Source organism: Acinetobacter sp. 24-47-62, assembly GCF_056779765.1.
Genome location: NZ_JBWYIN010000002.1, coordinates 123,242 through 148,354 on the forward strand (window position 1 = coordinate 123,242; position 25,113 = coordinate 148,354).

Here is a 25,113-nt window from a genome sequence, read left to right on the forward strand (position 1 = left end):
GATAATTTAAGAGAATTTGAGTATTGGATACTTAGCTTACCTTTATTCAAAATCCAGCTGATATTCATCTGTTGTGATTCTTATTTTTATTTTCTTATATTTTCTTTTCGTAGTACTTAATGCTGAATTGATAACTTCTTCATGAAATTTAGAATCATTCATTAATTCACCAAATAATTTATAACCGATTAGGATTTTCTTTACTTCTTTGTCTGCTTTTCGATATTTTTCAATCAATAAATCTAAATCATTAACGCTAAAATTTTTCATTTCTATTCTAATTGACCTCTAGGTGATGATAAAATACACTCATATTTTTAGATAATATATAATATCTTCATCTATTATTTATCTAGTTTTTAATGACTCGTCTGCATCCTGTTCAGGAAGTATTATTCTTACTTAAAAATGATGAATCTAATATGAAAAGATTATTAAAATTTTCTCTTTTGCTCAGTAACCCTATGGCTGAGCTTTTTTTCATGTATAAAAATTCGAATAAGGTTTGATATTAAATCAAGAGGATTAAGTAAATCCACTTATCAATTTTTGATAAAGTCGTCTAATTAAAGAATAGATAAAATATTGCAGATAGTTAACGTAATTATTCGCCTAATCAAATCATTAAAAGTTGGCGGTTCATCCAAACTGGATACAACTTGCTCTAATTTTATGATTTTAAAAGGTTTTTCATTAGATTATGAAAAACCCCTGAAGAAGATAGTTATGTATGTCTAAAATTTTGGTGGATACCTAGTATTTTCGATCAAAATCTAATTAAAAATATTTAAGAAAGTGATAGTTATTTAGATAATCTCTTTTAATCACCACGATATGACCAATGTACAGTTTTATAATCTTCATCACTATTTCTATATTCACTAATGAGATTATTTCGTTCATCTAATGCATCTTGATAATCATCTTCATGAAAACAAATAGCCATACGGGCTTGACCACCAAATTCAGCTTCAATAAAAGAATTAAAACTATTTTTTATTCCAATATCTGAGCGAGATATACTCAAGTTATTACGGAAAACTGAAGATACAACCCAAAATGATTTATCCCAAGATATAGCACTTTCTGTAATTAGAGAACGACAAAATGTATATCTAGTATCTTGTGCATTTGTATATGCTGCACCACAGATTAAGGTTATCCCTAGGAATGTAGAAGATAATTTTTTGTAAAAACTCATAGCATCACCGGTAGTTTATTTGTATTTACACTTTTCATGTAAGTAATCAAGAGCTGCATTCATCTTTTTAGCATGACTATCTTTTACGTACCATATAGCAGCACCGCCTGTTCTTGTAGGATCTAACTTCCATCCATTTAATAAAGTATATTGTGAATATTTTACAGGACCAACATAAAGCTTATTAATCGTATATCCATCTCCTCTCACACTAGCTCTTGTCCAATCTATAGAAATTTCTCGCAGATATTTTCCATTATTGCCACTACGATCTTTATCAGTAAACATTATTGAATAACTAGTTGAACATCCTGAACTCTCAAATGAAAAAAGATCAGCTCGGATATTATTACCTACTATTTCTTGGGTATAGAGCCCTGCTTCGTCTATAACCTCATGAGCATCTTGTAATGAAGAAAAACTATCAACTTTTTTTGCGTAAGTAGATGAACAAAAAATAGCAATTAAAGCTAAGCTATAAATTTTCATGATCTGAGCCTTATCTAAAGGTTTAACAATATTTATTTCTTAAAAATATAAGCTTTCTAGTAGTTAGATTGGTGACTAATAGAAATGAGTTAAAACAGGATTTTTTAGTAACCAAATAATATAAAAATGATTTTCACGAGGATCATACGCCTTACTACTCTATTATGAAATATCTTTCTTTAATTCTCATTCTATCTAATTAAAAGAAAGTCTATAGAAATAGTGGTAATTGAATAATCACATCATTTTTTTTATTTACTATTAGCTAACTGACTTAACAGTAGTTCAAGTTTATTAATCTCACTTTTACTAACTTTTTTCGTTAAAGGGAATTCTATTGTATCTGTAACTTCTCTTGTTGGACGGGGTGATTTATAAGTATTTACTTTTATCAACTTTATGTTAGGTTTCTTAAAAAACAAGAACCCATTAACATTTTCCTTATTAATTGTTAAATATTTACCATTATTATTTTTTTTCATGTCTGACCATTTAATATTATCATAGGCTTCAACATAAACTGGACGATCATAATCATACTTCAGTCTTTGTCCAACCATCATCACATCAACGTTTATAGCAGCACTACTATAAAATGTTTCTTGTGGAACTTTTTTATCTTCTACAAATTCATCTACGACATGTTCAGTTAACCAAGAATTAATTTTCTTAATTATTTCACTTTTATCATTAATATCTGATGCATAAGCAGCATTAGTTATTAGTGTAAAAGACATACATAAGAATAAATATAATATATTTCTCATAATATCACCTGAAAATACCTTTTGTGTTTTAAAAAATATTATTATATTATAATTAAGAGTAGATTAAAAAAGGAAATTAATTATGAAATTAAAAAAAATTATTATTGGGGGATTATTAGCTTCATTAGCTACTCTGGTATTTGCTAATAAGCCCTTGTTCCTATTATGTAAACATAATTCTCATGGAGAGACTTGGCATCTAATAGGTGGACCTTATAATAAAATCGCTGATTGTGACAGAGTTGCTGATCGCCATAGAGATTATCATTCTAATCGAGGGGATCAATATCCGACTGTCCAATGTTCATGGAGAACTCAAAGTGAGATCAATGATATGTTGTACAATGGTAGATTGAGCCGTTGGTAATTATTTCTATTAAAAAGCCCGACATCATGTCGGGCTTTTTAATAAGAGGCTTAATGGTGCTGGACGTTTAACATTCCCTGTTTATCCATATCTTATTTTCTAGAACTTCCTGCTCTATATTTATTTATAATAAAAGAACGAATAATTACATCCAAGATGACAAATACTAGAAACAATGTACACCATGGATTACATGGTTGATTAAAAAATACTCATTTAATTTGATTACTCATTTTTCTTTAAAAGAACACCTAATTTCTTTAGTTATTGTTTTAATATATTTCACATAAGAGATTTTATGTTAAATAAATCAAACATAAAAAAATTATTAGATTTTTTATGTTTGATAAAGTATTTCTGAATTAATAGTTAGTTTTTAGAATAATGAAATTTTTTCCTGCAAGTGCTTATCAAGATGAATTGAAAATTCTTTTTAATGAATATGAAAAGAAAATTATAAGATTACTTCCAAATGCTAGAGTTGAGCATATAGTATCTTCAGCAATACCTAATGCATATTCTAAGGGTGATCTCGATATTTTAGTTTGTATCCCTGAAAAGAGTTTAAAAAATCTATAAATTTATTAAAAAAATTAAATTTTAGAGAGAAAGGCAATACGTTAAGAACAAATGATCTTTGCATGCTAGAAGCTATTAACTCTGAGAAAGATATAGCATTTCAAGTTATTACTGAAGATTCTTTGTACTTAAATTTTCTAACTTTTAGAGATATCTTAATTTCTTCACCACATTTAGTAGATCAATATAATCAGTTAAAAATCGACTGTATTGGATTTGAAGAAGATGATTATAGAAAGGTAAAAGCTTCTTTCATTGAAGAGATATTATATAAAAATATTTCTTAAAATATTTATATTTTCTTAATTTAAATCAAAATGTTACGTTTTGTATTAAGGTCAAAATAGGATCCTTATCTACTATTTTTGATTTCGCATAACGCCTATTATGTTAAATAGAAGTAAATTTATTTAAAAATATGTTTGATTTAAGTAATTTTAATAATGCTTAACTTTTAATAAACTATATTTAAATATCAAATTAACAATAAAGTTGGTTTTCTTATGTTATTAAAAAAATAGTTTTAATTAGTACAATAATGACTAGTAGTCTTGCTCTTGCATATGATCCTACAACGCCTTCATATTATTTAACTAAAGAATTGTGTGCAGAATATTATGCAGACTGTATTGATGTCTATGGGTCTGCTGGTAGCGGTGGAATGTCAGAGTGTGGAAACTCTTTAAATACATGCATCACTACAGGTGACTGGAATCCACCAAATCTTCCTGTGCCATCATCGAATAGATTATTAAACCTTTTTAGTTCAGAAACTAGAGAAGCTAAAACAATATATACCACGGTCTAATAAATCAGGATCTCAATGTAATATGATTGGGATCCTTACCAACATCTATAGAAGAGAAAAATGGATCAATTAAAAAAAATAAATGATGATTTATATCAAGCCGCAATATTATTAGACAGTATTCCTAGTAAGATTCAATCGGATCCATCACTAGAAAATAGAGAGAATATTTTACTGATAGGAAAAGCTCTCAGTCATATTTTTGAACTCCAAAATAATATTTATAAAATTCGGCCTAATTTAAAAAATAATAATCAGCAATAACAGTTCTTTATAGATTTTTTAAGAAATATAACGGCTTATTTGAGAATGCAAAAGTAATATTATATTTGTAATAGTTTCTCTAAAATTAACATAATACACGTTATGCGAAATTCTTATCTGCATCACACAAATTACATTTTTACGTTATGCCCAACTTTTCATTCAGTTCTTGTAACCTCATCACTCAAGGACGATTTTGCCACGGTGGGGTATATCAAATGCATAACCTGATCGCAGGCAAGAATCATCTAATCAATGATTTTTATCTTCTGAATAAAAGACGATCATGGCGGGTTGCATCATTAGAAACCCCGGGAATAAATTCATTCATAAATTTTAGTTTAAATAAGTTAAAGTGACTCATAAAAGAGCGCTGTGTGGAGTAACCCATACCCAGCAATGCTAATGAAGATCGCGCCACACAAGGCTAAGATTTTTGAATAAATACGTTGTTGAGAAATAGCGTTAAAACCTAAATAGACCAAAGATAGTACGACAAAATCTAGAAGAATCCATGTGATGATTAACAGCGACAAACTTAAATCTATATTTGGTGTAATTTGAATAAACTGCGGAAAAAAAGCAGTGAAGAAAATAATATCTTTTGGATTGGAAATTCCAACTAAAAACCCTTTGGAAAAACCGCCATCGATAGGTTTGATCTTTGAAGAGGCAGTTTGATTGTGCTGAAAAGTTTCTCTAAGAATTTCAAAACCTAAATAGCCAATATAAAGACATCCTAGGACTTTGATGATGTTGAAAATATGCTCATTAAAATGAAGAACACCCTTAAGTGCAAGAATTGAAAGCGCAATTAAACATAGTGAGGCAACATTAGTGCCTAAAATGGTTTGTAATGCTTTTCGATAACCACCTTTTGCGCCTGCACTGGCCACCAAAATCATAACCGGGCCTGGAGTGGCAATCATAATAATGACAGTGAAAATATATAAAAAATACTCAAGATAGTTCATGAAAAGACTAATTTTTAAATTTTATTTATATGAATATTATAACCTCTTTAGATTTCATTCATCTCATTTATTTAAAATATCTCATAGAGTGAAATATATAATAAAAAAGGAAGCTTAAGCTTCCTTTTTTATTATATTATTGAATATTAATAACCTACGCTAAAGCGCTCTTGAATATGGTTATTATTTTCCAGCTCATCACTGAGCGCTACTGCGAAATCTTCTGCAGAGATTTTACTGCCTTCTTCACCAACGATAAGTTCATCTTTACCAGAGCGATATTCACCAGTTCGCTTACCAGGACCGAATTCCGCTGCAGGAGCAATAAAAGTCCAGTCAATGTCGTCCACTTGTTTTAACTTATCAAAGAACTGAATGCCTGCTTCCGCCTCAGCTTTATATGCATCAGGAAAGTCCTCTGTATCGATTACACGCACATTTTGATTTGGTACAGTTAAACCGCCAGCGCCACCAACAACAATATAACGTTTAACTTTTGATTCACGAATAGCATTAAGAAGTGAATTGATATCAAGACCTTGGAAACGTACTGCACTAATTACAGCATCTTGACCTTTCAGCTCATTTACAAGTGCTTCTTGATCATTTAAATCTAAATCTACAGTTAAAACACGCTCTGTATCTGAAATTTTGCTTGTATTACGCGCAATCGCTTTGACGTAGTGTCCACGTGAAACAAGCTCTTCAAGAATACGAGAACCTGCCATGCCTGTTGCACCAATTAATACTATTTTCATAATGCCCTCATTAAATTTATAGCTATGATTATTGGAGTGCTAAATATTTAGTCATCACGATTAAGAAAATGAAATCATGAATGATTAAAATGTAATATTAATTTAGCTTAAAATAAAAAATATTAATGTATTAAATCTATGTTGATTTATAGTTAAAATAGGAGTGAGAAGTTATTTAATTATTTTAAATGTAAATTTTATGTAATTATAAGCTTGAAAAATATTCATATAAAACCAGTCTAACTCTTATTTATTGTTGAAGTTGGTTTAAAGAAAATCGCCATATATCATTTTTATATCCATAGCTTTCATCTTTCGAGTTTGGTGGATGTTGTAAGATAAAATCATGTAGTTGCTTTTTTTGATCATTATTCAGAACTTCAACTATGGCGGGTTGGTCGACAATTTGAATATTTAAAATCGCAATAATGTCTTCAATCATCTTCGGATTTTTATGCGCAAGTTGTTCTAAAGTTGTGTTATTTCCCTGACCATTTAGCAGATATTGAGAAAGAAATTGTGCTTCGTTTGGTGAGATAGAATTTTGTTGAAGAAGTTCTTGTGCAAGATTGTGCTGAGTTTGGACAGATGCGGTATGCGGTAGGCTAGAAATAAGAACTTGTTTAACCTTTGGATCTAAATTTGGATCCTGAAAACGTTGCTCTAAAGCGTGACTAATTTTCTGTCGAATCAAATCATTTTCAGGTAAGGATTTTTTGAGTTCATGTTCTCGATCAGTCAGCAACATCGCATTATTCAGTGCGCCTATCGCTAAGCTTTGAATTTTAGGATTTTGATGTGTTAGAAATGGCAAAATTTGTTCAGTTGCTTCTAAAGGATTGAGAGAAGTAAGTTGAGTCAGGATTTCTTCTATTGCATTTTCATCATGCTGGTTTTGTTCAAGGAGCTGAATTAAATCATGTATTTTTTCTTCTCGATTCGCAGCAGATTGATCAAGTTGAAGTAACTTTTTTGCCCATACGGGTAGGTTAGTGTTGAGTTTCATATCTGCACTATTTTCAGACATGCTAGTCGAGCGATCTTCATTGCTTTTTAACGTTGAAGTATTATTGTTTTGATTTGATATACTTTGAGTCGTATCTGCTGTCGATTTCAAATACACCCATAAAATTACTGCACAGATCACGAAGATCAAAATAACCAAAAAAATATTTTTCTTATTCATAATATTAAGCTGTCGTTGCCTTCAACATCAGAGATGTGAAGGCAATCCAATGGAATGATTTATTTACACTCGTGTAATTGTGAGTAAGCTACTGTTGAAAGTTCCACGCGGTGTGCTTCCTCCTAGATTACCATTACCCGTCTGAGTGTAGAGCCATTTCGTAAAGCTGTCACATCGGAACGTTCCCTTTTGCCATGTATATTTGCTACAAGCACCATTGGAGTTATATTGTGAACAGACTTGCACAGCTGGGTTCGGTGTTGCTGAATACAGCGTGTAAGCGACATGAGGTCGTTGCTGATTTGAAATCGCAGTGATTTGATTAGCAGCAGATGAGTAAGGAGATTTATATCCAAAACTTGTTTTGGCCTTTGCTCCCCAATATTTTGTAGTTTTAAATCCACTTAAGCTGACATATTCAATCACATCTACATATGCCGTTTTGTTCATGACTTGAACAATATTGTTTGAACTTACATATACACCTGTATGCCCTAATGCACCAACGAGTGGAACGTCGAGGTCTCGACCGAGTACATCACCGACTCGTGTAGGATTGCCTGCTGCTAAAGTAATTGAACTGATAGTGAGTAAACAGAGTGTAGAAATTATTTTAATCATGGACTTGTACCTATTGTTGGAATAGCAAGTCCTGTTAGTTTTATTCAACGATGTTAACGTTTGATGTAACTTGTATTTGAAGTTGTAACAATAATTTTGTAATTTTTCTTAATAATTTAATTTGAAATAGTAATATTATTTTGTGAGTAAACCTTAATAAAAACGTAATAATTTTAGCGTAACTATGATATTTATTTAGTTATTCTTAAGGATTAATTGTGCTTGATCAATTAGACGCTAATACTGAATCGTATAGCAATTTGACTGCTATAAAACATCAAGAAATTGATTTGAAGAATACCTTCAAAGCAAAAGGGTATCTACATTATAAATCTATAGAGGTGGATTTTCTAAACTATTACTAGCTAAAGAGTTTGAAAAACTTGAAAAAGATCCTTTTGCACCTACACATACTCAAAGGTTTAGAAGATACGGAAATGCCTTAATTTTACCTTGGGAAAAAGATCTTAAGCCTATTTGGTTGCCGACAGTGCGTGATAATATAGGGCAGGAGTTATCTGGATATGATCAGGGAGGGAACAATCCCGAGCATCAGTCGATTCGTTATTTTAACGCGTTGAGCCAAGAAGCTAAATCTACGCAATATCTTAATGATTTGATTGTAGATGATTATCAACTTACTTTTGGTTTGGAAAATGCCTATCTGCCAATTTACGTGGGTGTCCATTTTGTCAAACTGCGTTCAACTCATGCCGATCAGCTAGGAATTAGTTCGCCTAATTGTTTTCATCAGGATGGTGAGCCATTCACATTTGCTCATTTGTTTTATAGGAGCAATAACATTGAAGGAGGTGAAAACTTTATTGCATCACCTCAGGAAAGAAATAAGCGTTTAGATGAGGTAAATAATTATAATATTTATCAAAAATTTACGTTGAGACAAGCTTCTGAAAGTTTTGCTGTACACGATCCAGCAGTTTCACATTATGTATCACCTATTAGAAAAATAGATCAAGGCACAAATGCTGAGGCTGGTGAGCGCTGGATGATTTTGATTGATTTCTCTCTTACAAAGCAAAAAATATGATTCAAAATTTAATAATTTCGCTTCTACCTATTCTCATTTCTCTTATATTGGGTTGGGGCACAGGTAAAGCTGCAAACGTTCAAGTCCGCAATATATTGGTTGGTCAAATTACGTTTTTGGTGTGGTTGCTCCTCATCTCTATAGGCTTTCAATTTGGCAGTGTCTTGTTTGATAAAGATCTTGGTTCAAAAATATTAATTGAAGCTTTTATTTATTCTACAGTGTTAAGTGTGATTACCTTTGGACTTTTATTTAATCGTAGCCACTTTAAGGCTGAGCACCAAAAATCATTCAAGGATATGCTCAAACCTATTACCGAATGCTTGATTGCGATTGGAATGGTGTTGATCGGGATGGGGCTATATTGGCTATTACCCAAGACTTTATCAGGGGAAATGTTAAGCGCGATACTATTGTATGTGTTGATTTTTTTAATCGGAGTGGATTTGTCTACGATTAAAATTCAAGCCCTCACTATGAATCATATTAAAGTGCCATTTTTTTCAATCATTGCACTATTTATTGCGGCTTATTTGACGAGTCATATCATGACTCAATCTTTTGTCGAACTCGTTGTGATGGGGAGTGGATTTGGTTGGTTCTCTCTTTCTGGTCCTTTAGTTGCTAAAGTTTTAGGACCTGAGCAGGGAACTTTTGCTTTGATTACAGATCTTGTACGAGAGTTTTATGCGATTGCATTGTTGTATTTATTAGGTCAGCGTTATCCAAAGCCAATCATTGGTGTATGTGGTGCCACGGCGATGGACTCGACTTTACCCTTTGTAAAAAACAATTGTTCACCATTAGATGTACAAATTGCAATTCTCAGTGGATTTTTCCTGACGCTCATTGCGCCGTTTTTTATTATTTTTTTTAGTAGTTTGATATGAATCCAAATTCTAGTGCTCAGCAGAAATAGGAAAGAGCTTCTCTGAATTTATACAATTGATCCTTTGATAGATCAGTAGATCGTTCACTAAACTTCGTTATAATCGCTTCATTGATAAAATAGAGAACAGATCATGCGCGTACTTGTGGTGATGGATCCCATCGAAAATGTAAACCTCAAAAAAGATTCGACCATGGCAATGCTTTGGGCTGCTGCACGTCGCGGTCATGAGTTAGGGTATGCACTTCAGGAAGATTTATATATCGATCAAGGCAAAGCTTTTGGTTTGATCTCACCACTTAAAGTGTTTGAGGATTATAATCATTACTATGAACTTGGTGAAAAACAGAAAGAATCTTTAGCCGCATACGATGTTGTACTCATGCGTAAAGATCCACCTTTTGATATGAACTTTGTTTATACAACTTATATTCTGGAACAAGCGGAACGTGAAGGTTCCTGGATTATCAATAAACCTCAAAGTTTGCGAGACTGTAACGAAAAGCTGTTCGCTACACAATTTCCAGAACTGCAGGTTCCGACTTTGGTAACTTCACAGCAAAGTTTAATCCGAGAGTTTATTGCTGAACATCAAGATGTGATTGTAAAACCGCTAGATGGGATGGGCGGTATGGGGATTTTCCGTTTAACTGCTGCAGGGGCAAATATCGGTTCAACTTTGGAAATGTTGACTCAAATGGGGCAGCAACCGATTATGGCGCAACGTTATATTCCTGAAATTGTGGATGGAGATAAGCGTATTCTGATGGTCAATGGTGAGCCAATACCATATTGTTTAGCTCGTATTCCACAAAATGGTGAAACGCGAGGTAACCTTGCTGCTGGTGGGCGTGGTGAAGCACGTCCGTTGACTGAAAATGATAAGGCGATTGCTGCTAAAGTTGGACCATTCTTGCGTGAGAAGGGACTAGTATTTGTTGGTCTTGATGTCATTGGAAACTATGTAACAGAAATTAATGTGACTAGTCCAACATGTATACGTGAAATAGATGCACAATTTGGTACATCTATCGCAGATACATTATTTGATGTTTTAGAAACTGGACGTTAGTTGATCTGCAAAAAAGAGCCTAAATAGGCTCTTTTTTTTGCGTATATATTTTAAATAAATAATAGCTGGTCAATAGTCCTAGGGTGGAAAGACTTACGGTAACCCATGCGGCATTGGACCACTGGTGAGAAGACGAAACGAGAGCTGCTGTTGCTGGGGGAACAAGGAACTGCGCACATGCAGAAATTTGCAGCACTAAGCCCATACTGGATGCTGCTGCATTGACCTGTGGCGCGTATCTAAGCGTATTGGCAAAGACGGTCGTCGGAATAATGCCACCGATAAAAGAAAACAAAATAGCGCACAAATATTGCAACTCAAAAATCAACCAATAGGGTTGTGAAAATACAACCCAGCTACATAAAATTAGACTTAAAAAACTAAATTGAAGTAATTTAAAAGGAGCTATGCCTTTTTGAAGTAATACGCCTGCGCCAAAGGTTCCACCTAAGTTAGATAACACAACCATTGACACCAAAATTCCTACAAGCTTTAAATCCATATTGAATGAGACATACAAGCTGGGTAAAAAACCTGTGAGTGTGATCCATTGACTGGTATAGCAAGCAAAGATAACGGCTAGACAGAGAATGGGTGGATGGGTCGCGGTGGCTTTAACAATAGATAAAAAAGAGTTGGAGGTTGATGTGCTCAGTGCCTTTGTCGTTACAGTGGTTTGCTTATCGTCATAACGTAAAAAATGGTAAATCATCAAGGCAACCAGCCAACACAAGGCACCAAATAATGCCCAAATGTGTTGCCAACTGAGCCATTCGAGTAATACAGGGATGGTCAAAATAGCAAGACTAACCCCAACTCCCATATAAGAACTCCATAACCCCATTTTAAAATTCATGGTTTCAGGCGTGCTTAGGCGTTTTAAAATTGCGGGAGCGCAAAGACTAATGGTGAGAAATCCAATGCCTTCCATAAATCGAAAAAAATAAAGGCTAACACTATGATCAATCCATAAGCCTGCAAAACTACTCATCCCCAATAGAATGAGTGCAAAAATAAGACATTTTTTGAGTCCTATTTTCTCAGATACAGCACCAATACACAGGGCAAATAGCATTCCAGCACCTTGAACCAGTGATAAGGATAGGCCTGCTTGGGTGAAACTTAGATTTAAATCTTTTTGAAGAATTGGAATAACAGCAGAAAGTTTACCGACATGAATTGCAGCAAGGTAGCCTGCCAAAATAATCCAAATGTCATAAGATGATATTTTTGACATTTGCGTTTAAAAATCCTTTTATTCGCGAGCTGAATCTCAATGAGATATAGCAATATCATAAATAGAACTATTGCCTCATACCATTTAGACATAAGTTTATATCCAATATGGCGGTAGCGCAGATACGAAGGAACAATAGAACCAATGCTGTGGTGGTTTTTAATGTGCACATTAATCATTATGTTGGTGCGTTATAAACTAGATCGAATGGTAAAATACATAAAAAAGGCACACCTCATAATAAATCTAGTTTAAACTCTGAAATCATATGAAAAAAACAATTAAAGGGTCCGTGAAAAAAAGTAAATAAACTTTCATGGATATACGATTGTGATTACAATTGATACCTTATATAAAATTTTCTGTTAGCTCTTAGATTTGAAGAATTAGACCGTGACACAAGCTCAGCATAAACAACCTAAACATGTCATGATGATGGCTGCAGGTACAGGTGGACATGTATTTCCTGCCCTAGCAGTTGCTCAGGAATTACAACAGCAAGGTGTCGAAGTGTCATGGTTGGCAACGCCTTCCGGTATGGAAAACCGCTTGCTTAAAAATCACCACATTCCAATTTATCAAATTGATATTCAGGGTGTGCGTGGCAATGGAATCGTCCGTAAGCTGCAAGCCCCTTTTAAAATTTTAAAAGCAACGCTTAGCGCAATGCGCTATATGAAACGATTAAACGTAGATGCAGTCGCTGGTTTTGGCGGTTATGTTGCAGGTCCTGGTGGTTTGGCTGCGCGTATTCTTGGTATTCCTGTCATCATTCATGAGCAAAATGCAGTAGCGGGTTTCACCAATACCCAATTGGCTCGTGTTGCTAAAACGGTCTGTCAGGCATTCCCGAAAACATTTCCAGAAAACCATAAAATCGTGACTACAGGTAATCCCGTACGTAAGGAAATTTCTGCGATATTGAGTCCTGCTTGGCGATATCAAGAGCGAGAAAAAGCCAATCAACCTATTCGTATTTTAATTGTAGGCGGCTCTTTGGGCGCACAAGCATTGAATGAGCGCGTACCCGAAGCACTGAAACAATTAGATGTTCCTTTAAGTGTTTATCATCAGTGTGGTCAAAATCATGCTGATAGCACGCGGGCACGTTATGCCGATGCTCCTGATCATTTACAGGTAGAAGTTCAACCGTTTATTGAAAATATGGCGGAAGCCTATGCCAATGCCGATCTAGTAATCTGTCGTGCTGGTGCACTGACAGTTACTGAGATTGCTACCGCGGGTGTTGCAGCCGTATTTGTACCTTTGCCAAGTGCGGTAGATGATCACCAAACCGCGAATGCCAAATTCCTAGCAGATATTAATGCTGCAAAAATTTGTCCACAAGCGACACTCACTCCTGATTCATTAAAAGCAGTTTTATTGCCACTCATGAACCGTACATTGTTGACGGAAATGGCTGTTAAAGCACGTCAACAAGCTCAACCAGATGCAACTCAGCGTGTGGTTGGTTTAATTCAAGATTTGTAAGTTTTTAGAGAAAATTATGTCTTCAACGAACCCAGCTGATAAAGCAAAAAACCTGATCAAAATTCCTGAAATGCGCCGTATCAAACATATTCATTTTGTGGGTATAGGTGGTGCAGGAATGTGCGGGATTGCGGAAGTCTTAAAAAACCAAGGCTATAAAGTTTCAGGGTCGGATATTAAAGCCTCTAAAACCACTGCACAGCTTGAAGAAAATGGCATTAAAGTTCATATCGGACACGCTGCTGATAATATTAACGGTGCGAATGTATTGGTTGTATCGACCGCGATTGACCAAGAAAACCCAGAAATTAAAGCAGCGATTGAAACACGCATCCCTGTAGTGCGTCGTGCGGAGATGTTGGGCGAGTTGATGCGTTACCGTCATGGTATTGCGGTTGCAGGCACACATGGTAAAACCACTACGACAAGTTTGGTGACCTGTATGCTTGCTGAAGAAAACATGGATCCGACATACGTGATTGGTGGTTTGCTTAATCGCTCTGGAGTAAATGCTGCTTTAGGTGCGAGTCGTTATATTGTAGCTGAAGCAGATGAATCTGATGCTTCATTCCTATATTTAGAACCAATGGCCGCTATTGTCACCAACATTGATGCTGATCATATGGACACTTATGGTGGTAGCTTCGATGTTTTGAAAGATACTTTTGTTCAATTCTTGCAGAAGCTTCCGTTCTACGGTTTAGCAGTGGTGTGTGGCGATGATCAAAATATTCGTGAAATTATGCCACGTATTGGTCGACCTGTTTTAACTTATGGGTTTAACGAAGATAACGATATTCGTGCTGTAGATGTGGTACAAGAGGGGATGCAATCACATTTTACTGTGCTTCGTAAAAACAAAGAGCCACTCAAGTTAACCATTAATATGCCTGGTTTGCATAACATCCTTAATGCGTTAGCTGCGATTGGTGTGGCAACTGATGAAGGTGTATCTGATGCTGCAATCGCTCGTGCTTTAGAAAGTTTTAGTGGTGTAGGGCGTCGTTTCCAAATTCAAGGTGAATTTGAGTTAGGTGATGGAACGGTCAAACTGGTTGATGATTATGGTCACCATCCAAAAGAAGTTGAAGCAACGATTAAAGCTGCGCGAGCAAGTCATCCTGATCGTAGACTTGTGATGATGTTCCAACCTCACCGTTTTAGCCGTACACGTGATTGTTTTGATGATTTCGTTGATGTCTTGTCACAAGTCGATCAATTACTGCTATTAGAAGTATATTCTGCAGGTGAAAAGCCGATTGTTGGTGCAGATAGTCGCTCACTGGCAAGAAGTATCCGATTACGTGGTGATGTTGAACCAATCTTGATTGATCCAGTAGAAGGGAATTTGCCAAATGTGATACAAAAAGTGTTACAAGCAAATGACTTGTTATTGACTCAAGGTGCGGGTAACGTTGGAGCAATTTCAATTGAGCTTGCTCAGAACCAGCTCTATTTAAAATAATCGTCGTTTGATGATTTGGCTAAATTGAAAATTTTATAAGTTTAAGGAACTAAACGTGTCAAATGCTTCTAAATTCGGCAAAGTTGCTGTATTGCTTGGTGGTAAATCTGCAGAGCGTGAGGTGTCATTAGATAGTGGTAAGGCTGTACTTGAAGCATTGGTACGTTCAGGGGTGAATGCAGAGGGTTTTGACCCTCAAGAACGCAGTGTGACTGAACTGGTAAATTACGATCGTGCATTTATTGTGTTACATGGTCGTGGTGGAGAAGATGGTCAAATCCAAGGCGCATTAGAGTGGTTAAATATTCCATATACTGGAACTGGTGTGCAGGGGTCGGCTATCGGAATGGATAAAGTAAAGACCAAGCAAATTTGGCAAGGTTCTGAACTTCCTACAGCGCCATACCGCATTGTTTCTAAAGATACTGATGCACAAGCACTCGTTGCAGAGCTTGGATTACCACTGATTATCAAACCCGTGCACGAAGGCTCGAGTGTGGGCATGAGTAAGGTTGAGAAAGCAGAGGATTTAGCTGAAGCAATTAAAAAAGCGACTCAACATGATGCCGTGGTCATGGCTGAGAAGTGGATTACAGGTCGTGAATTTACGATTTCATTTTTAAACGGACAACCATTACCAGTCATCCGTTTACAACCTCCAGCTGATGTAGCCTTTTATGATTATGAAGCTAAATACCAACGTAATGATGTTGAATATGGTATCCCTTGTGGTTTGAGTGAAGCTGAAGAAAAAAGTTTACAAGCGCTTTGCTTACGAGCGTTTCAAGCTGTTGGGGCAAGTGGTTGGGGTAGAATTGATGCTATGCAGGACGAGCAAGGTCAATTTTGGCTGCTAGAAGTGAATACTGTTCCAGGCATGACCAGTCATTCATTGGTACCAAAAGCAGCTCAAGCAGTAGGTTATAGTTTTGAAGATTTGTGTTTGGCTATTTTAGAGCAAACCTTAGCGAAAGAATCACACTAAGTTATGGCTCAACTACCTCCATCGATGCGTCGCAAACGTGCGGCGATTACATCGATTCATGACAAACCACCGACTCGCAAAGAGAAAATGATTAATGCGGGTGGTTGGGTCATGCTTATTTTTGCATGTTGTGTACTTTTGGTCGGGATTTATGGCTTATATAGCGTCATGACCAGTGCAAAGGTAGCATCTTTGGATGTGGTTGGTCTGCAAGCCGAGCCTGAAATTAGTCAAGTGAAACAGCAGTTAATGCCTACCATTACAGGCAATTATTTTACTGCTGATCTTGAGCAAATTCGTGATAAGGCATTAGAGATTTCTTGGGTAGATCGAGTGGTCATTTCTAGAGCTTGGCCAGACGGTATTAAGGTTCGTGTTATTCCGAAACATCCGATTGCACGTTGGGGAACAGGACGTCTGTTAAGTGATCAGGGTGTGGTCTATACAGAGGCATATTCTAGAAATCACGCAAATTTACCACTTATGCATGGTCCGTCAGATCAGTCAAAAGTCATGATGAGACGTTATCATGAAATTAATCAACTGTTTAGTCCAGTGAATCTGCGTTTGAAAGAGCTATATTTAACAGATCGTCGGACATGGTTTATGCAGTTCGATTCGGGTTTACGTATTATTGTGGATCAGGATCAGACCATGAGCAAACTGCAACGATTGAGTCACTTATCTCAAGCAGATCTGAAAGTGGTTTGGCCAAGAGTTTCAGCGATTGACTTACGTTACCGTAATGGCTTGGCGATTCAATGGAAAAATGCGACACCACCAAAGATTATAAATGGTCAGTTTGTTGTAACCATTAATGACATTAACATTGCAGATTCAAGAGTTGCAAAGCCATAATACGTGGCTTTAAAAATAGGCATAAGCCAGATATAAACAATGAAGAAAATGGTAGTGAATCATGAATGAGGCTGTTCCCTCAGTTGTTGCGATAGACATTGGGACACATAAAGTTTCAGTTCTAATTGGTAAAGTGCATGCGCCGGATAATATCCAGGTCATCGGTATGGCGACTGCGCGAAATAAAGGCATGAACAAAGGAAAAATTGTTAGCCTTGAAAAAGTGATCTCTGCGATTAAGAATGCGGTACAAGAAGCAGAAGATATGGCGGAGTGTCGTGTGCATTCAGCATGGGTATCGATCCCGAGTACAGAACTGCAAAGTGCTTATGCGACAGGCCGGACACCGATTTCTAATCCAGAACGCACCATTACGACTTCAGAAGTGGTTAAAGCTTTAGAAATGGCAAAAGCCAGTCATTTAACTTCTGATCATTATCTTGCAAGTGCAGTCCCATTGGGTTTTGAGTTGGATGATTCACCTGAGTGGGTGCATAATCCAATTAACCTTTCAGCAAATAGCATGACGGCGCATTATCAACTCATGATGCTACCAATCAGCACCATGCAAAATTTAGATCGTGCAATGAAAGGCGCCAATATTTTTGTCGAAAAGATGGTGATTTCATGTTTAGCAACGGCTGAAGGTGCATTGCTGAAAGATGAAAAAGAGTATGGTGTATGCTTATTGGATATTGGGGCTGGTACAACCAATATTGCAGTTTATATTGAAGGTCATTTAGTGCTAGCACACACCATTCAACGTGGTGGTGAAAATGTAACGCGTGATATCGCCGCAGTATTGCAAACGACGACCGAAGAAGCTGAACGACTCAAATTGCTTTACGGTTGTGTTGATTTACAGCAAGTCAAACCTGAACATATGATCGAGTTTGAAGCGATCGATGGTCCTCAAGCGATCAGTCGGATTGAGCTATCAGAGATTATTATTGCACGTTACGAAGAAATTCTTTCTATGGTGCGTGATGAGTTACAACAACGTGGTGCGCTACAAAGTTTATATCACGGTGTAGTTTTAAGTGGTGATGCATGTCAGATTGAGGGTATGATCACATTATCACGTCGTATGTTGGGTGTTTCTGCTCATTTAGGCAACCCTCCGCTACAAGTATATGCGGATGATCAACATTTACCTGCATTAAGACGTTCAATGTATTCTACCGCAACAGGACTGCTGTTATTTAGTCAAAGCGATTTACAAGAATCGGTTGAGCAACCTGAAGAAGTGAATAAGCGTCCATTATTAGAGCGCATAGCGAATGGTTGGAATGCGTTTAATAACAAATTGAAAGGTATTTTTTAAGTTTAGTTTTTAAGGGAGTATTGTTTGCAACTTGTAAGAGCAACTTCATGTGCTTGACAAGAATGTGATTGCAACGCATCCTAAAAACAAATTTTTATTATTGAAGATCAAGGCAGTATACGGGCTTAAGTGACTGCCAAATTTATTAGGAAAAGTTAAGGTCATGGCTTCATTTGAATTTTTAGAAGATGAACAAACCGATAATAACGGTCAAGCCCGTTTTACTGTGTTTGGTGTTGGTGGCGGTGGTGGTAATGCCGTACAACACATGGTGCAATCTGATATCAAAGGCGTGAAATTTGTTTGTGCAAATACAGATAAACAAGCTTTGGATCGTATGAATGCGCCATTCAAAATCCAATTGGGCCAACAAAGTACCCGTGGACTAGGTGCAGGAGCAAATCCTGATGTCGGTCAAATTGCAGCAGAAGAAAGTCGCGAATTAATCCGTCAGCATCTGGAAGGTGCAGATATGGTATTTGTTACTGCCGGCATGGGTGGTGGTACTGGTACTGGTGCAGCACCAGTCGTGGCTGAAATAGCACAAGAAATGGGTATTTTGACGGTTGGTGTTGTCACCACTCCATTTAACTTCGAGGGTCGTCGTCGTCAACGTTCTGCTGAAAAAGGGATCGAAGAACTTGAAAAGCATGTTGACTCATTGATTATCATTCCAAACCAACGCCTACTTAGCGTTTATGGTGATATCTCGATGCAAGATGCTTATCGCAAAGCGGATGATGTCTTGCTTAACGCGGTACGAAGTATCTTTGATCTAGTTGTGCGTCCTGGTCATATCAACCTTGACTTCGCCGATTTAAAAACAGCGATGAGCACACGCGGTTATGCGATGATGGGTGAAGGTAAGAGTAGCGGTCCAGATCGTGCTGAAGATGCAGCGCGTCTTGCGATTCGCAGTCCGTTGCTTGACAACGTAAATATTATGAACGCGAAGGGTGTTTTAATTAATATCACTGGCGGTAATGATGTTACCTTACGTGAAACTGAAATTATCACAGATGTTGTCAATCAAATTGTTGATCTGGATGAAGGTGAAGTCTTCTTTGGTACTGTATTTGATCCAGATGCGCGTGATGAAATCCGTGTTACTGTGATTGCGACAGGTTTAACTCGTAATGCGAATGAAACGGAAGTGAAGCGCCGTGCGCCAGTGAGTGTAAACCCATCAGTTGGTGGACAAGCTGCTGCTTTGGATGAAGATGATGTTCCAGCAATCAGTAAACGTCAGAATCAAGAGAGTGTAGCCCCTGAGCCTTCTGCAGCGCCTCGATCTGCACCAATGAGCATTCAAGATTATCTTAAAAATCAACAGCGTAAATAACATGTAACATAATGTGTTTACGATGATCAAACAGAAAAGGTGGCGCTTATGCCACCTTTTTGATTTTTATCAATGGCTAAATGTGCTAACGTATACTAGATTTTAGATGAATATTGAAGAAACATGTTGAAACAACGCACCCTGAAACGAGTCGTGAAAGCGAGTGGTATCGGATTACACAGTGGGCAAAAAGTAATGATTAACTTTGTACCACATGTCGCTGATGGGGGTATTGTTTTTCGTCGTATTGATTTAAATCCGCCTGTAAATATTCCTGCTAATGCGATGCTGATTCAAGAAGCATTTATGTGTTCGAATTTGGTACAAGAAAATGCCAAAGTTGGGACTATCGAACATATTATGAGTGCGATTGCAGGTCTTGGTATTGATAATCTGATTATTGAAGTATCAGCTTCAGAAGTTCCAATTATGGATGGAAGCGCCGGTCCATTTATCTATTTACTCATGCAAGGTGAGTTGATGGAGCAAGAAGCGCCTAAAAAATTTATAAAAATATTAAAGCCTGTAGAAGCATTAATTGACGATAAGCGCGCTATTTTTAATCCGCATGATGGTTTTCAACTTAATTTTACGATTGATTTCGATCACCCAGCCTTTGCCAAAGAATATCAGTCTGCCAGTATTGATTTCTCAACGGAAACATTTGTTTATGAAGTCAGTGAGGCACGTACTTTCGGCTTTATGAAAGATTTGGATTATCTTAAGGCGAATAATTTAGCTTTGGGTGCTAGTTTAGAGAATGCAATTGGTGTTGATGATTCAGGTGTCGTGAACGAAGAAGGCTTACGATTTGCTGATGAATTTGTACGTCATAAAATATTAGATGCGGTGGGTGATCTTTATTTACTCGGACATCAAATTATTGCGAAGTTTGATGGTTACAAATCTGGACATGCACTCAATAATCAACTGCTTCGCAATGTTCAGAGTGATCCATCTAATTATGAAATTGTAACATTTGATGACGAAAAGTCTTGTCCAATTCAATATGTAAGTGTGATCTAAGTCATTGTCTTCAGGTTAAATGTTATAGTATAACATTGTTAAGTGTGACTTAATTCTCCTTTAAAATAGTGAATGACGTTTAAATCAAATGGTCCTGTTACTTTTTATTGCTTGCCAAACGTATCATAGCTTGGCTAAGCTTAGGATCGTTCACAAAACTAGCAGCGTTGAGTAACATTTCTTGCGTTGTCGGACATAAGGAAGTTTTGGAATTTTCAGTTTGTGTTTGGGGAATTTCTTTTTTTGCTCGAAGACGAACTTGGATTTTTTGTAAATCTTTGAGTTCAGGGATTTGTGATAACTGAGAAATATACTGTTTTTGAAGGTAACCGAGTTGACTAATCATGGCTTGATTTTCACCGGTGATGGTCAAAATACCGTATTGATAACAGACAACTTGCCATTGTTCATTTTTGGGCAATAGCGGTTGAATTAATTTTGTAAGTCTCTGCCAGTCAGCAACTTGCTTTGTGAGAAACGATAAGTTTCCTGTTTTTATGTGTTGTCTTGTTTGTTGAAACATATTTTTTGGTTCTGACATACATTGTTCCTACATTGTTTTGTCTTAATCTTAAACGCTTGTTTCTTTCGATATCAAGGAAGAGATCACACAAGAGACTTGAGTAAGAACAGTTTAATGAGGTTTATATGTATACGCGACGTATTTTATTAGCGTTTTCTTTAGCAGCTTCAGCAGCTTCGGTTGCATTTGCAGATTTAGTTCAATTAGATGCCACACAAGCCTCCAATCCTGATCGATTGGAAGAGTTAACAAGAACACTATCACAAGGTTCTTATAGTCATCCTGATGACATGGACATTCCATCGACAGCACAAGTCGATGTGACAGTTCGAGCGAAGGCGGATCCAATCGAATTAAATAATGCGCTGCTTAATAGTAAATACCCTGCTCAAAAAACTACAACGACAAGTTCAAATCGTTACTCTTCAAATAATGCGTATTCATGGTTAGTGACACACCCACTTCCAAGTGGTCGTGTCAGTTCAAATTATGGCGGCCGAACAATGGGCGGACGTGCTGAAAACCATTCTGGTTTGGATCTTGCGGCACCAACAGGAACTCCAATATATGCAACTGGTCCAGGAATAGTGACTAAATCAGGTTGGGGTACAGGTTATGGTCAATATGTCGAAATCAACCACGGTAATGGGTATATCACACGATATGCACATGCTTCACGCTTAATTGCTAAAGTAGGTGATAAAGTCACTGCTGGTGAGCATATTGCCAATGTAGGTTGTACTGGACGCTGTACTGGTCCTCACTTACATTACGAAGTGGTCAAAGATGGTCAGCGTAAAAATCCTTCAACTTACCTAGCGATGTTGCCTTAATTAATTATCAAACCTCATTAATACACATCCATTGTTAAGTCATTTGAATAAATCGCCAAGCATAGTCTTGGCGATTTTCGTTTTTGCAGTCAGGTCACCTGACTAAATTCAAGATTAGAATAAAGCTTTGTATAAAAAAACAGCAAAATTGGCGTTTTAGTGTTAATTTGTGTAATAAACGGTCAAGTACTATTTATTATCGAAATATTAGTCTAATGTCGTATTCATTTATAGCCATAACTGCGTATCGCGAAAATATGTTAAATATAGGGCATACAAATAGGCATGAATATAGGTGTAATATGGCGTATTACGGTGATACCGACGCACAAGAAACCCAAGAGTGGCAGGACGCTTTTGACTCTGTTTTACAGCATATGGGGACGGAAAGAGCAGCCTTTCTTCTTGAAAAACTGTATCAACGTGCGATTGCGAAACATGTTCCCATTCAGCGTCTAAATACTCCTTACTTAAATACGATTTCAGTAGAAGAGCAACCTGCAATGCCTGGCGATCCAGATATGGAGCGCCGAATTCGTGCTTTGATTCGTTGGAATGCTTTAGCAATGGTGCTTCGCGCCAATAAAACAGGCGACGATCTTGGTGGTCACTTAGCCAGCTTTGCATCCTCTGCAACTTTATATGATGTTGGCTTTAACCATTTCTTCCGTGCGAACAGTGATAACTTCGGCGGTGACATGATTTATTATCAAGGTCACTGTGCACCAGGGATTTATGCGCGTTCATTTTTGGAAGGTCGTTTAACTGAAGAGCATCTGAACAATTTCCGTCGTGAAGTTGATGGTATTGGTTTACCTTCGTACCCACATCCGTACTTAATGCCAGACTATTGGCAGTTCCCAACGGTATCGATGGGTTTAGGTCCAATCATGTCCATTTATCAAGCACATATTCAAAAGTACTTGATGAACCGCGGTTTGATTAAAGAAGAAGATCGTAAGGTTTGGGCTTATCTCGGCGATGGTGAGATGGATGAACCAGAAAGTACTGGTGCAATCTCCTTGGCAGGTCGTGAAAAGCTAGACAACTTGGTTTGGGTTGTAAACTGTAACTTACAACGTTTAGATGGTCCAGTTCGTGGTAATGGTAAGATCATCCAAGAACTTGAGTCTTTATTCCGTGGTGCAGGTTGGCGCGTGATTAAAGTAGTATGGGGTCGTCATTGGGATCCACTACTTGCTAAAGATGAATCTGGTGCGCTTAAAGCCATTATGGAAGAAGCTGTAGATGGTGATTATCAGCGTTATCAAGTGAAAGGCGGCGCTTATACACGTGCGCACTTCTTTGGTAAATACCCTGAAGCTGAAGAGTTAGTTAAACACTTAAGTGATGAAGATATCGATAATTTAAATCGTGGCGGCCACGATCCTTACAAAGTATATGCTGCTTATGCAGAAGCCATGAAATCTACAGGTCAGCCAACGGTTATTCTCGCGAAAACTGTTAAAGGTTACGGCTTATCTGAAGAAATTGAAGCGGTCAATAAAACGCATCAAATCAAGAAAATGCAACTTGAATCGCTTAAATATGTACGTAACCGTTTCAACTTGCCATTTACCGATGAGCAACTTGAAGAAGTTCCATTTTATCGACCAAGTGAAAACTCGCCTGAAATTAAGTATATGAAGGCTCGTCGTGAGGCTTTAGGTGGTTACTTACCAGCACGTCGTAAAGAAAGTGAATCTTTAGCGATTCCTGAGTTGTCTGTATTTGATGCAGTGTTAGCTGGTTCTAATGGTAAGCAACAATCAACGACCATGGTGATGGTACGTTTGATTTCTGCACTACTGAAAGAAAAAGCAATTAAAGACCGTGTGGTACCAATTGTTCCAGATGAGGCGCGTACTTTCGGTTTAGAAGGGATGTTCCGTCAATTGGGCATTTATGCCGCGCACGGTCAAAAATATACCCCTGAAGATCAAGAGCAGTTGATGCATTACCGTGAAGCGAAAGATGGTCATATGCTTCAAGAGGGGATCAATGAAGCAGGTGCGATGAGTGCTTGGGCTGCTTTAGGAACAAGTTATTCAACCAATAACCTTCCTATGATCCCAATGTACATGTATTACTCAATGTTTGGCTTCCAACGTATTGGTGATATTGCATGGGCGGCAGGTGATGCACAGGCGCAAGGTTTCTTATTGGGTGCAACTGCTGGTCGTACTACGCTGAATGGTGAAGGTCTACAGCATCAAGATGGTCACTCACATATTCTTGCGAATACGATTCCAAATTGTATTTCTTATGATCCATGTTTCGGATATGAACTTGCGGTGATTGTACATGACGGTCTAAAACGCATGTATGTGGATCAGGAGCGTGTGTTCTATTACTTAACTGTAATGAATGAGAACTATGAGCATCCAGCGATGCCACAAGGTGCTGAAGAAGGCATTAAACGTGGTATGTATTTACTTGAGGAAGATGAAAAAGCCACAGTTCAGCTTTTAGGTTCAGGTGTAATTCTGCGTGAAGTGATTAAAGCGGCTCAAATCTTACGTGATGAATATCAAATTCATTCGAATGTCTACAGCGTAACAAGCTTTAATGAGCTTGCACGTGATGGTATGGCGTGCGAAGAATATAATCGTTTACATCCACTTACTGAAGATGTGAAAGAAGCATGGGTGTCGAAGCAGTTGCGTGGTACGAAAGGTATCGTCGTTTCTGCAACAGATCATATGCGTGCTTACAGTGAACAAATTCGCGCTTACCTTCCAGATAATCGTCCATTTGTAGCATTAGGTACAGACGGTTATGGTCGCTCAGATACACGTGCAAAACTTCGTAGCTACTTTGGTGTAGATGCTGCGCATATTGTGGTTGCGACACTGAAGAAACTTGCCGACGAGGGTGAAGTAGATGCGCGTCTAGTTAAGGATGCGATTTCTAGCTTTGAATTAGATACTGACCGTCCAGTCGCTTGGGCACCTCAAACAACGCCTGAACTTCACGCTGTAGCTGACTACAAAGAGGAGAACTAAG

At 37.2% G+C, this 25,113-nt stretch carries 25 protein-coding genes and 1 pseudogene; 16 read left to right on the forward strand and 10 right to left on the reverse strand.

The features are described from left to right. Nucleotides 1–42 precede the first annotated feature (42 nt). From AC1M87_RS02140 to AC1M87_RS02155, 4 genes are all read right to left on the reverse strand, one after another. Entirely contained in the window at nucleotides 43–270 is a 228-nt protein-coding gene (locus AC1M87_RS02140; protein ID WP_035270938.1) for a hypothetical protein, read from the reverse strand. A gap of 550 nt (nucleotides 271–820) precedes the next feature. Beyond that, complete coding sequence (locus AC1M87_RS02145; protein WP_481592813.1) at nucleotides 821–1,201, reverse strand: hypothetical protein; 381 nt, start codon at nucleotides 1,199–1,201, stop codon at nucleotides 821–823. Nucleotides 1,202–1,216: 15 nt separating this feature from the next. Beyond that, entirely contained in the window at nucleotides 1,217–1,690 is a 474-nt protein-coding gene (locus AC1M87_RS02150) for a hypothetical protein (protein WP_092766523.1), read from the reverse strand. Nucleotides 1,691–1,941: 251 nt separating this feature from the next. Beyond that, nucleotides 1,942–2,457: a hypothetical protein gene (locus AC1M87_RS02155; protein ID WP_481592814.1), complete on the reverse strand. Its 516-nt coding sequence runs from the start codon at nucleotides 2,455–2,457 to the stop codon at nucleotides 1,942–1,944. Nucleotides 2,458–2,539: 82 nt separating this feature from the next. Here AC1M87_RS02155 and AC1M87_RS02160 point away from each other — a divergent pair, with 82 nt between their 5' ends. The 4 genes and pseudogenes from AC1M87_RS02160 (at nucleotide 2,540) to AC1M87_RS02175 (ending at nucleotide 4,475) form a co-directional block, all read left to right on the forward strand. Continuing rightward, nucleotides 2,540–2,824 (forward strand): hypothetical protein, encoded by a 285-nt coding sequence (locus AC1M87_RS02160; RefSeq protein WP_035270248.1) that lies wholly within the window; start codon nucleotides 2,540–2,542, stop codon nucleotides 2,822–2,824. A gap of 384 nt (nucleotides 2,825–3,208) precedes the next feature. Continuing rightward, nucleotides 3,209–3,690: pseudogene (locus AC1M87_RS02165) on the forward strand (GrpB family protein). Between the two features lie 251 nt (nucleotides 3,691–3,941). Then, entirely contained in the window at nucleotides 3,942–4,211 is a 270-nt protein-coding gene (locus AC1M87_RS02170; RefSeq protein ID WP_155757006.1) for a hypothetical protein, read from the forward strand. A gap of 60 nt (nucleotides 4,212–4,271) precedes the next feature. Next, nucleotides 4,272–4,475, forward strand: coding sequence for a hypothetical protein (locus AC1M87_RS02175; protein ID WP_481592815.1), 204 nt, complete (start codon nucleotides 4,272–4,274; stop codon nucleotides 4,473–4,475). A gap of 350 nt (nucleotides 4,476–4,825) precedes the next feature. On the opposite strand, the gene AC1M87_RS02180 is transcribed toward AC1M87_RS02175, so the two are convergent. From AC1M87_RS02180 to AC1M87_RS02195, 4 genes are all read right to left on the reverse strand, one after another. Beyond that, nucleotides 4,826–5,449: a LysE family translocator gene (locus tag AC1M87_RS02180; RefSeq protein ID WP_481592816.1), complete on the reverse strand. Its 624-nt coding sequence runs from the start codon at nucleotides 5,447–5,449 to the stop codon at nucleotides 4,826–4,828. Between the two features lie 146 nt (nucleotides 5,450–5,595). After that, on the reverse strand, nucleotides 5,596–6,207 hold the full coding sequence (locus tag AC1M87_RS02185; RefSeq protein ID WP_481592817.1) for an NAD(P)-dependent oxidoreductase: 612 nt from the start codon (nucleotides 6,205–6,207) through the stop codon (nucleotides 5,596–5,598). Between the two features lie 250 nt (nucleotides 6,208–6,457). Beyond that, nucleotides 6,458–7,393, reverse strand: a complete 936-nt coding sequence (locus tag AC1M87_RS02190; RefSeq protein ID WP_481592818.1) for a hypothetical protein — start codon at nucleotides 7,391–7,393, stop codon at nucleotides 6,458–6,460. Between the two features lie 63 nt (nucleotides 7,394–7,456). Beyond that, nucleotides 7,457–8,014: a hypothetical protein gene (locus AC1M87_RS02195; RefSeq protein WP_035270262.1), complete on the reverse strand. Its 558-nt coding sequence runs from the start codon at nucleotides 8,012–8,014 to the stop codon at nucleotides 7,457–7,459. Nucleotides 8,015–8,345: 331 nt separating this feature from the next. Between AC1M87_RS02195 and AC1M87_RS02200 the strand changes: the two genes are divergently transcribed. The 3 genes from AC1M87_RS02200 to gshB all read left to right on the forward strand — a co-directional run bounded on the left by AC1M87_RS02200 (nucleotide 8,346) and on the right by gshB (nucleotide 11,023). After that, nucleotides 8,346–9,062, forward strand: a complete 717-nt coding sequence (locus tag AC1M87_RS02200; protein ID WP_481592883.1) for a 2OG-Fe dioxygenase family protein — start codon at nucleotides 8,346–8,348, stop codon at nucleotides 9,060–9,062. Continuing rightward, a complete protein-coding gene (locus AC1M87_RS02205; RefSeq protein ID WP_481592819.1) occupies nucleotides 9,059–9,952 on the forward strand; it encodes a LysO family transporter in 894 nt (297 codons plus the stop codon). The genes AC1M87_RS02200 and AC1M87_RS02205 overlap by 4 nt, the downstream gene beginning before the upstream one ends. 132 nt (nucleotides 9,953–10,084) lie before the next feature. Further along, a complete protein-coding gene (gshB, locus tag AC1M87_RS02210; RefSeq protein ID WP_481592820.1) occupies nucleotides 10,085–11,023 on the forward strand; it encodes a glutathione synthase in 939 nt (312 codons plus the stop codon). Nucleotides 11,024–11,042: 19 nt separating this feature from the next. On the opposite strand, the gene AC1M87_RS02215 is transcribed toward gshB, so the two are convergent. Continuing rightward, nucleotides 11,043–12,260 (reverse strand): MFS transporter, encoded by a 1,218-nt coding sequence (locus tag AC1M87_RS02215; protein ID WP_481592821.1) that lies wholly within the window; start codon nucleotides 12,258–12,260, stop codon nucleotides 11,043–11,045. Between the two features lie 393 nt (nucleotides 12,261–12,653). Here AC1M87_RS02215 and murG point away from each other — a divergent pair, with 393 nt between their 5' ends. The 7 genes from murG to lpxC all read left to right on the forward strand — a co-directional run bounded on the left by murG (nucleotide 12,654) and on the right by lpxC (nucleotide 20,751). Further along, entirely contained in the window at nucleotides 12,654–13,751 is a 1,098-nt protein-coding gene (gene murG, locus AC1M87_RS02220; RefSeq protein WP_179999161.1) for an undecaprenyldiphospho-muramoylpentapeptide beta-N-acetylglucosaminyltransferase, read from the forward strand. A 16-nt stretch (nucleotides 13,752–13,767) separates the two neighbouring features. After that, nucleotides 13,768–15,216, forward strand: coding sequence for a UDP-N-acetylmuramate--L-alanine ligase (gene murC, locus AC1M87_RS02225; protein ID WP_180028490.1), 1,449 nt, complete (start codon nucleotides 13,768–13,770; stop codon nucleotides 15,214–15,216). Between the two features lie 55 nt (nucleotides 15,217–15,271). Beyond that, the gene (locus AC1M87_RS02230) at nucleotides 15,272–16,201 is read left to right on the forward strand and encodes a D-alanine--D-alanine ligase (RefSeq protein ID WP_035265835.1); all 930 of its coding nucleotides are present in this window, start codon (nucleotides 15,272–15,274) and stop codon (nucleotides 16,199–16,201) included. Between the two features lie 3 nt (nucleotides 16,202–16,204). Continuing rightward, the gene (locus AC1M87_RS02235) at nucleotides 16,205–17,059 is read left to right on the forward strand and encodes a cell division protein FtsQ/DivIB (RefSeq protein ID WP_035265833.1); all 855 of its coding nucleotides are present in this window, start codon (nucleotides 16,205–16,207) and stop codon (nucleotides 17,057–17,059) included. 61 nt (nucleotides 17,060–17,120) lie between these two features. Beyond that, on the forward strand, nucleotides 17,121–18,383 hold the full coding sequence (gene ftsA, locus AC1M87_RS02240) for a cell division protein FtsA (protein WP_035265831.1): 1,263 nt from the start codon (nucleotides 17,121–17,123) through the stop codon (nucleotides 18,381–18,383). Between the two features lie 163 nt (nucleotides 18,384–18,546). Further along, nucleotides 18,547–19,725 (forward strand): cell division protein FtsZ, encoded by a 1,179-nt coding sequence (gene ftsZ, locus AC1M87_RS02245; protein WP_035265829.1) that lies wholly within the window; start codon nucleotides 18,547–18,549, stop codon nucleotides 19,723–19,725. A gap of 123 nt (nucleotides 19,726–19,848) precedes the next feature. Further along, the gene (gene lpxC / locus AC1M87_RS02250) at nucleotides 19,849–20,751 is read left to right on the forward strand and encodes a UDP-3-O-acyl-N-acetylglucosamine deacetylase (RefSeq protein ID WP_092766514.1); all 903 of its coding nucleotides are present in this window, start codon (nucleotides 19,849–19,851) and stop codon (nucleotides 20,749–20,751) included. A 97-nt stretch (nucleotides 20,752–20,848) separates the two neighbouring features. On the opposite strand, the gene AC1M87_RS02255 is transcribed toward lpxC, so the two are convergent. Continuing rightward, the gene (locus AC1M87_RS02255) at nucleotides 20,849–21,292 is read right to left on the reverse strand and encodes a DciA family protein (protein WP_035265826.1); all 444 of its coding nucleotides are present in this window, start codon (nucleotides 21,290–21,292) and stop codon (nucleotides 20,849–20,851) included. Between the two features lie 107 nt (nucleotides 21,293–21,399). Between AC1M87_RS02255 and AC1M87_RS02260 the strand changes: the two genes are divergently transcribed. Together AC1M87_RS02260 and aceE are read left to right on the forward strand one after the other, a co-directional pair. Continuing rightward, nucleotides 21,400–22,107, forward strand: coding sequence for a M23 family metallopeptidase (locus tag AC1M87_RS02260; RefSeq protein ID WP_481592822.1), 708 nt, complete (start codon nucleotides 21,400–21,402; stop codon nucleotides 22,105–22,107). Between the two features lie 302 nt (nucleotides 22,108–22,409). Beyond that, nucleotides 22,410–25,112 carry a pyruvate dehydrogenase (acetyl-transferring), homodimeric type gene (gene aceE, locus AC1M87_RS02265; RefSeq protein ID WP_092766512.1) on the forward strand — a complete coding sequence of 901 codons (2,703 nt, stop codon included), beginning with the start codon at nucleotides 22,410–22,412 and terminating at the stop codon, nucleotides 25,110–25,112. Nucleotide 25,113: the final 1 nt, after the last annotated feature.

Bases quoted from the DNA above. Each gene is read 5' to 3' on its own strand.
- murC (WP_180028490.1), top strand. From the start codon at position 13,768: ATGTCTTCAACGAACCCAGCTGATAAAGCAAAAAACCTGATCAAAATT.
- AC1M87_RS02170 (WP_155757006.1), top strand. From the start codon at position 3,942: ATGACTAGTAGTCTTGCTCTTGCATATGATCCTACAACGCCTTCATAT.
- AC1M87_RS02150 (WP_092766523.1), bottom strand. From the start codon at position 1,690: ATGAAAATTTATAGCTTAGCTTTAATTGCTATTTTTTGTTCATCTACT.
- AC1M87_RS02185 (WP_481592817.1), bottom strand. From the start codon at position 6,207: ATGAAAATAGTATTAATTGGTGCAACAGGCATGGCAGGTTCTCGTATT.
- aceE (WP_092766512.1), top strand. From the start codon at position 22,410: ATGGCGTATTACGGTGATACCGACGCACAAGAAACCCAAGAGTGGCAG.
- AC1M87_RS02180 (WP_481592816.1), bottom strand. From the start codon at position 5,449: ATGAACTATCTTGAGTATTTTTTATATATTTTCACTGTCATTATTATG.
- AC1M87_RS02195 (WP_035270262.1), bottom strand. From the start codon at position 8,014: ATGATTAAAATAATTTCTACACTCTGTTTACTCACTATCAGTTCAATT.
- AC1M87_RS02155 (WP_481592814.1), bottom strand. From the start codon at position 2,457: ATGAGAAATATATTATATTTATTCTTATGTATGTCTTTTACACTAATA.
- AC1M87_RS02260 (WP_481592822.1), top strand. From the start codon at position 21,400: ATGTATACGCGACGTATTTTATTAGCGTTTTCTTTAGCAGCTTCAGCA.
- AC1M87_RS02175 (WP_481592815.1), top strand. From the start codon at position 4,272: ATGGATCAATTAAAAAAAATAAATGATGATTTATATCAAGCCGCAATA.
- gshB (WP_481592820.1), top strand. From the start codon at position 10,085: ATGCGCGTACTTGTGGTGATGGATCCCATCGAAAATGTAAACCTCAAA.
- AC1M87_RS02145 (WP_481592813.1), bottom strand. From the start codon at position 1,201: ATGAGTTTTTACAAAAAATTATCTTCTACATTCCTAGGGATAACCTTA.
- AC1M87_RS02140 (WP_035270938.1), bottom strand. From the start codon at position 270: ATGAAAAATTTTAGCGTTAATGATTTAGATTTATTGATTGAAAAATAT.
- AC1M87_RS02190 (WP_481592818.1), bottom strand. From the start codon at position 7,393: ATGAATAAGAAAAATATTTTTTTGGTTATTTTGATCTTCGTGATCTGT.
- lpxC (WP_092766514.1), top strand. From the start codon at position 19,849: ATGTTGAAACAACGCACCCTGAAACGAGTCGTGAAAGCGAGTGGTATC.
- AC1M87_RS02255 (WP_035265826.1), bottom strand. From the start codon at position 21,292: ATGTCAGAACCAAAAAATATGTTTCAACAAACAAGACAACACATAAAA.
- AC1M87_RS02205 (WP_481592819.1), top strand. From the start codon at position 9,059: ATGATTCAAAATTTAATAATTTCGCTTCTACCTATTCTCATTTCTCTT.
- ftsA (WP_035265831.1), top strand. From the start codon at position 17,121: ATGAATGAGGCTGTTCCCTCAGTTGTTGCGATAGACATTGGGACACAT.
- AC1M87_RS02160 (WP_035270248.1), top strand. From the start codon at position 2,540: ATGAAATTAAAAAAAATTATTATTGGGGGATTATTAGCTTCATTAGCT.
- ftsZ (WP_035265829.1), top strand. From the start codon at position 18,547: ATGGCTTCATTTGAATTTTTAGAAGATGAACAAACCGATAATAACGGT.
- AC1M87_RS02215 (WP_481592821.1), bottom strand. From the start codon at position 12,260: ATGTCAAAAATATCATCTTATGACATTTGGATTATTTTGGCAGGCTAC.
- AC1M87_RS02235 (WP_035265833.1), top strand. From the start codon at position 16,205: ATGGCTCAACTACCTCCATCGATGCGTCGCAAACGTGCGGCGATTACA.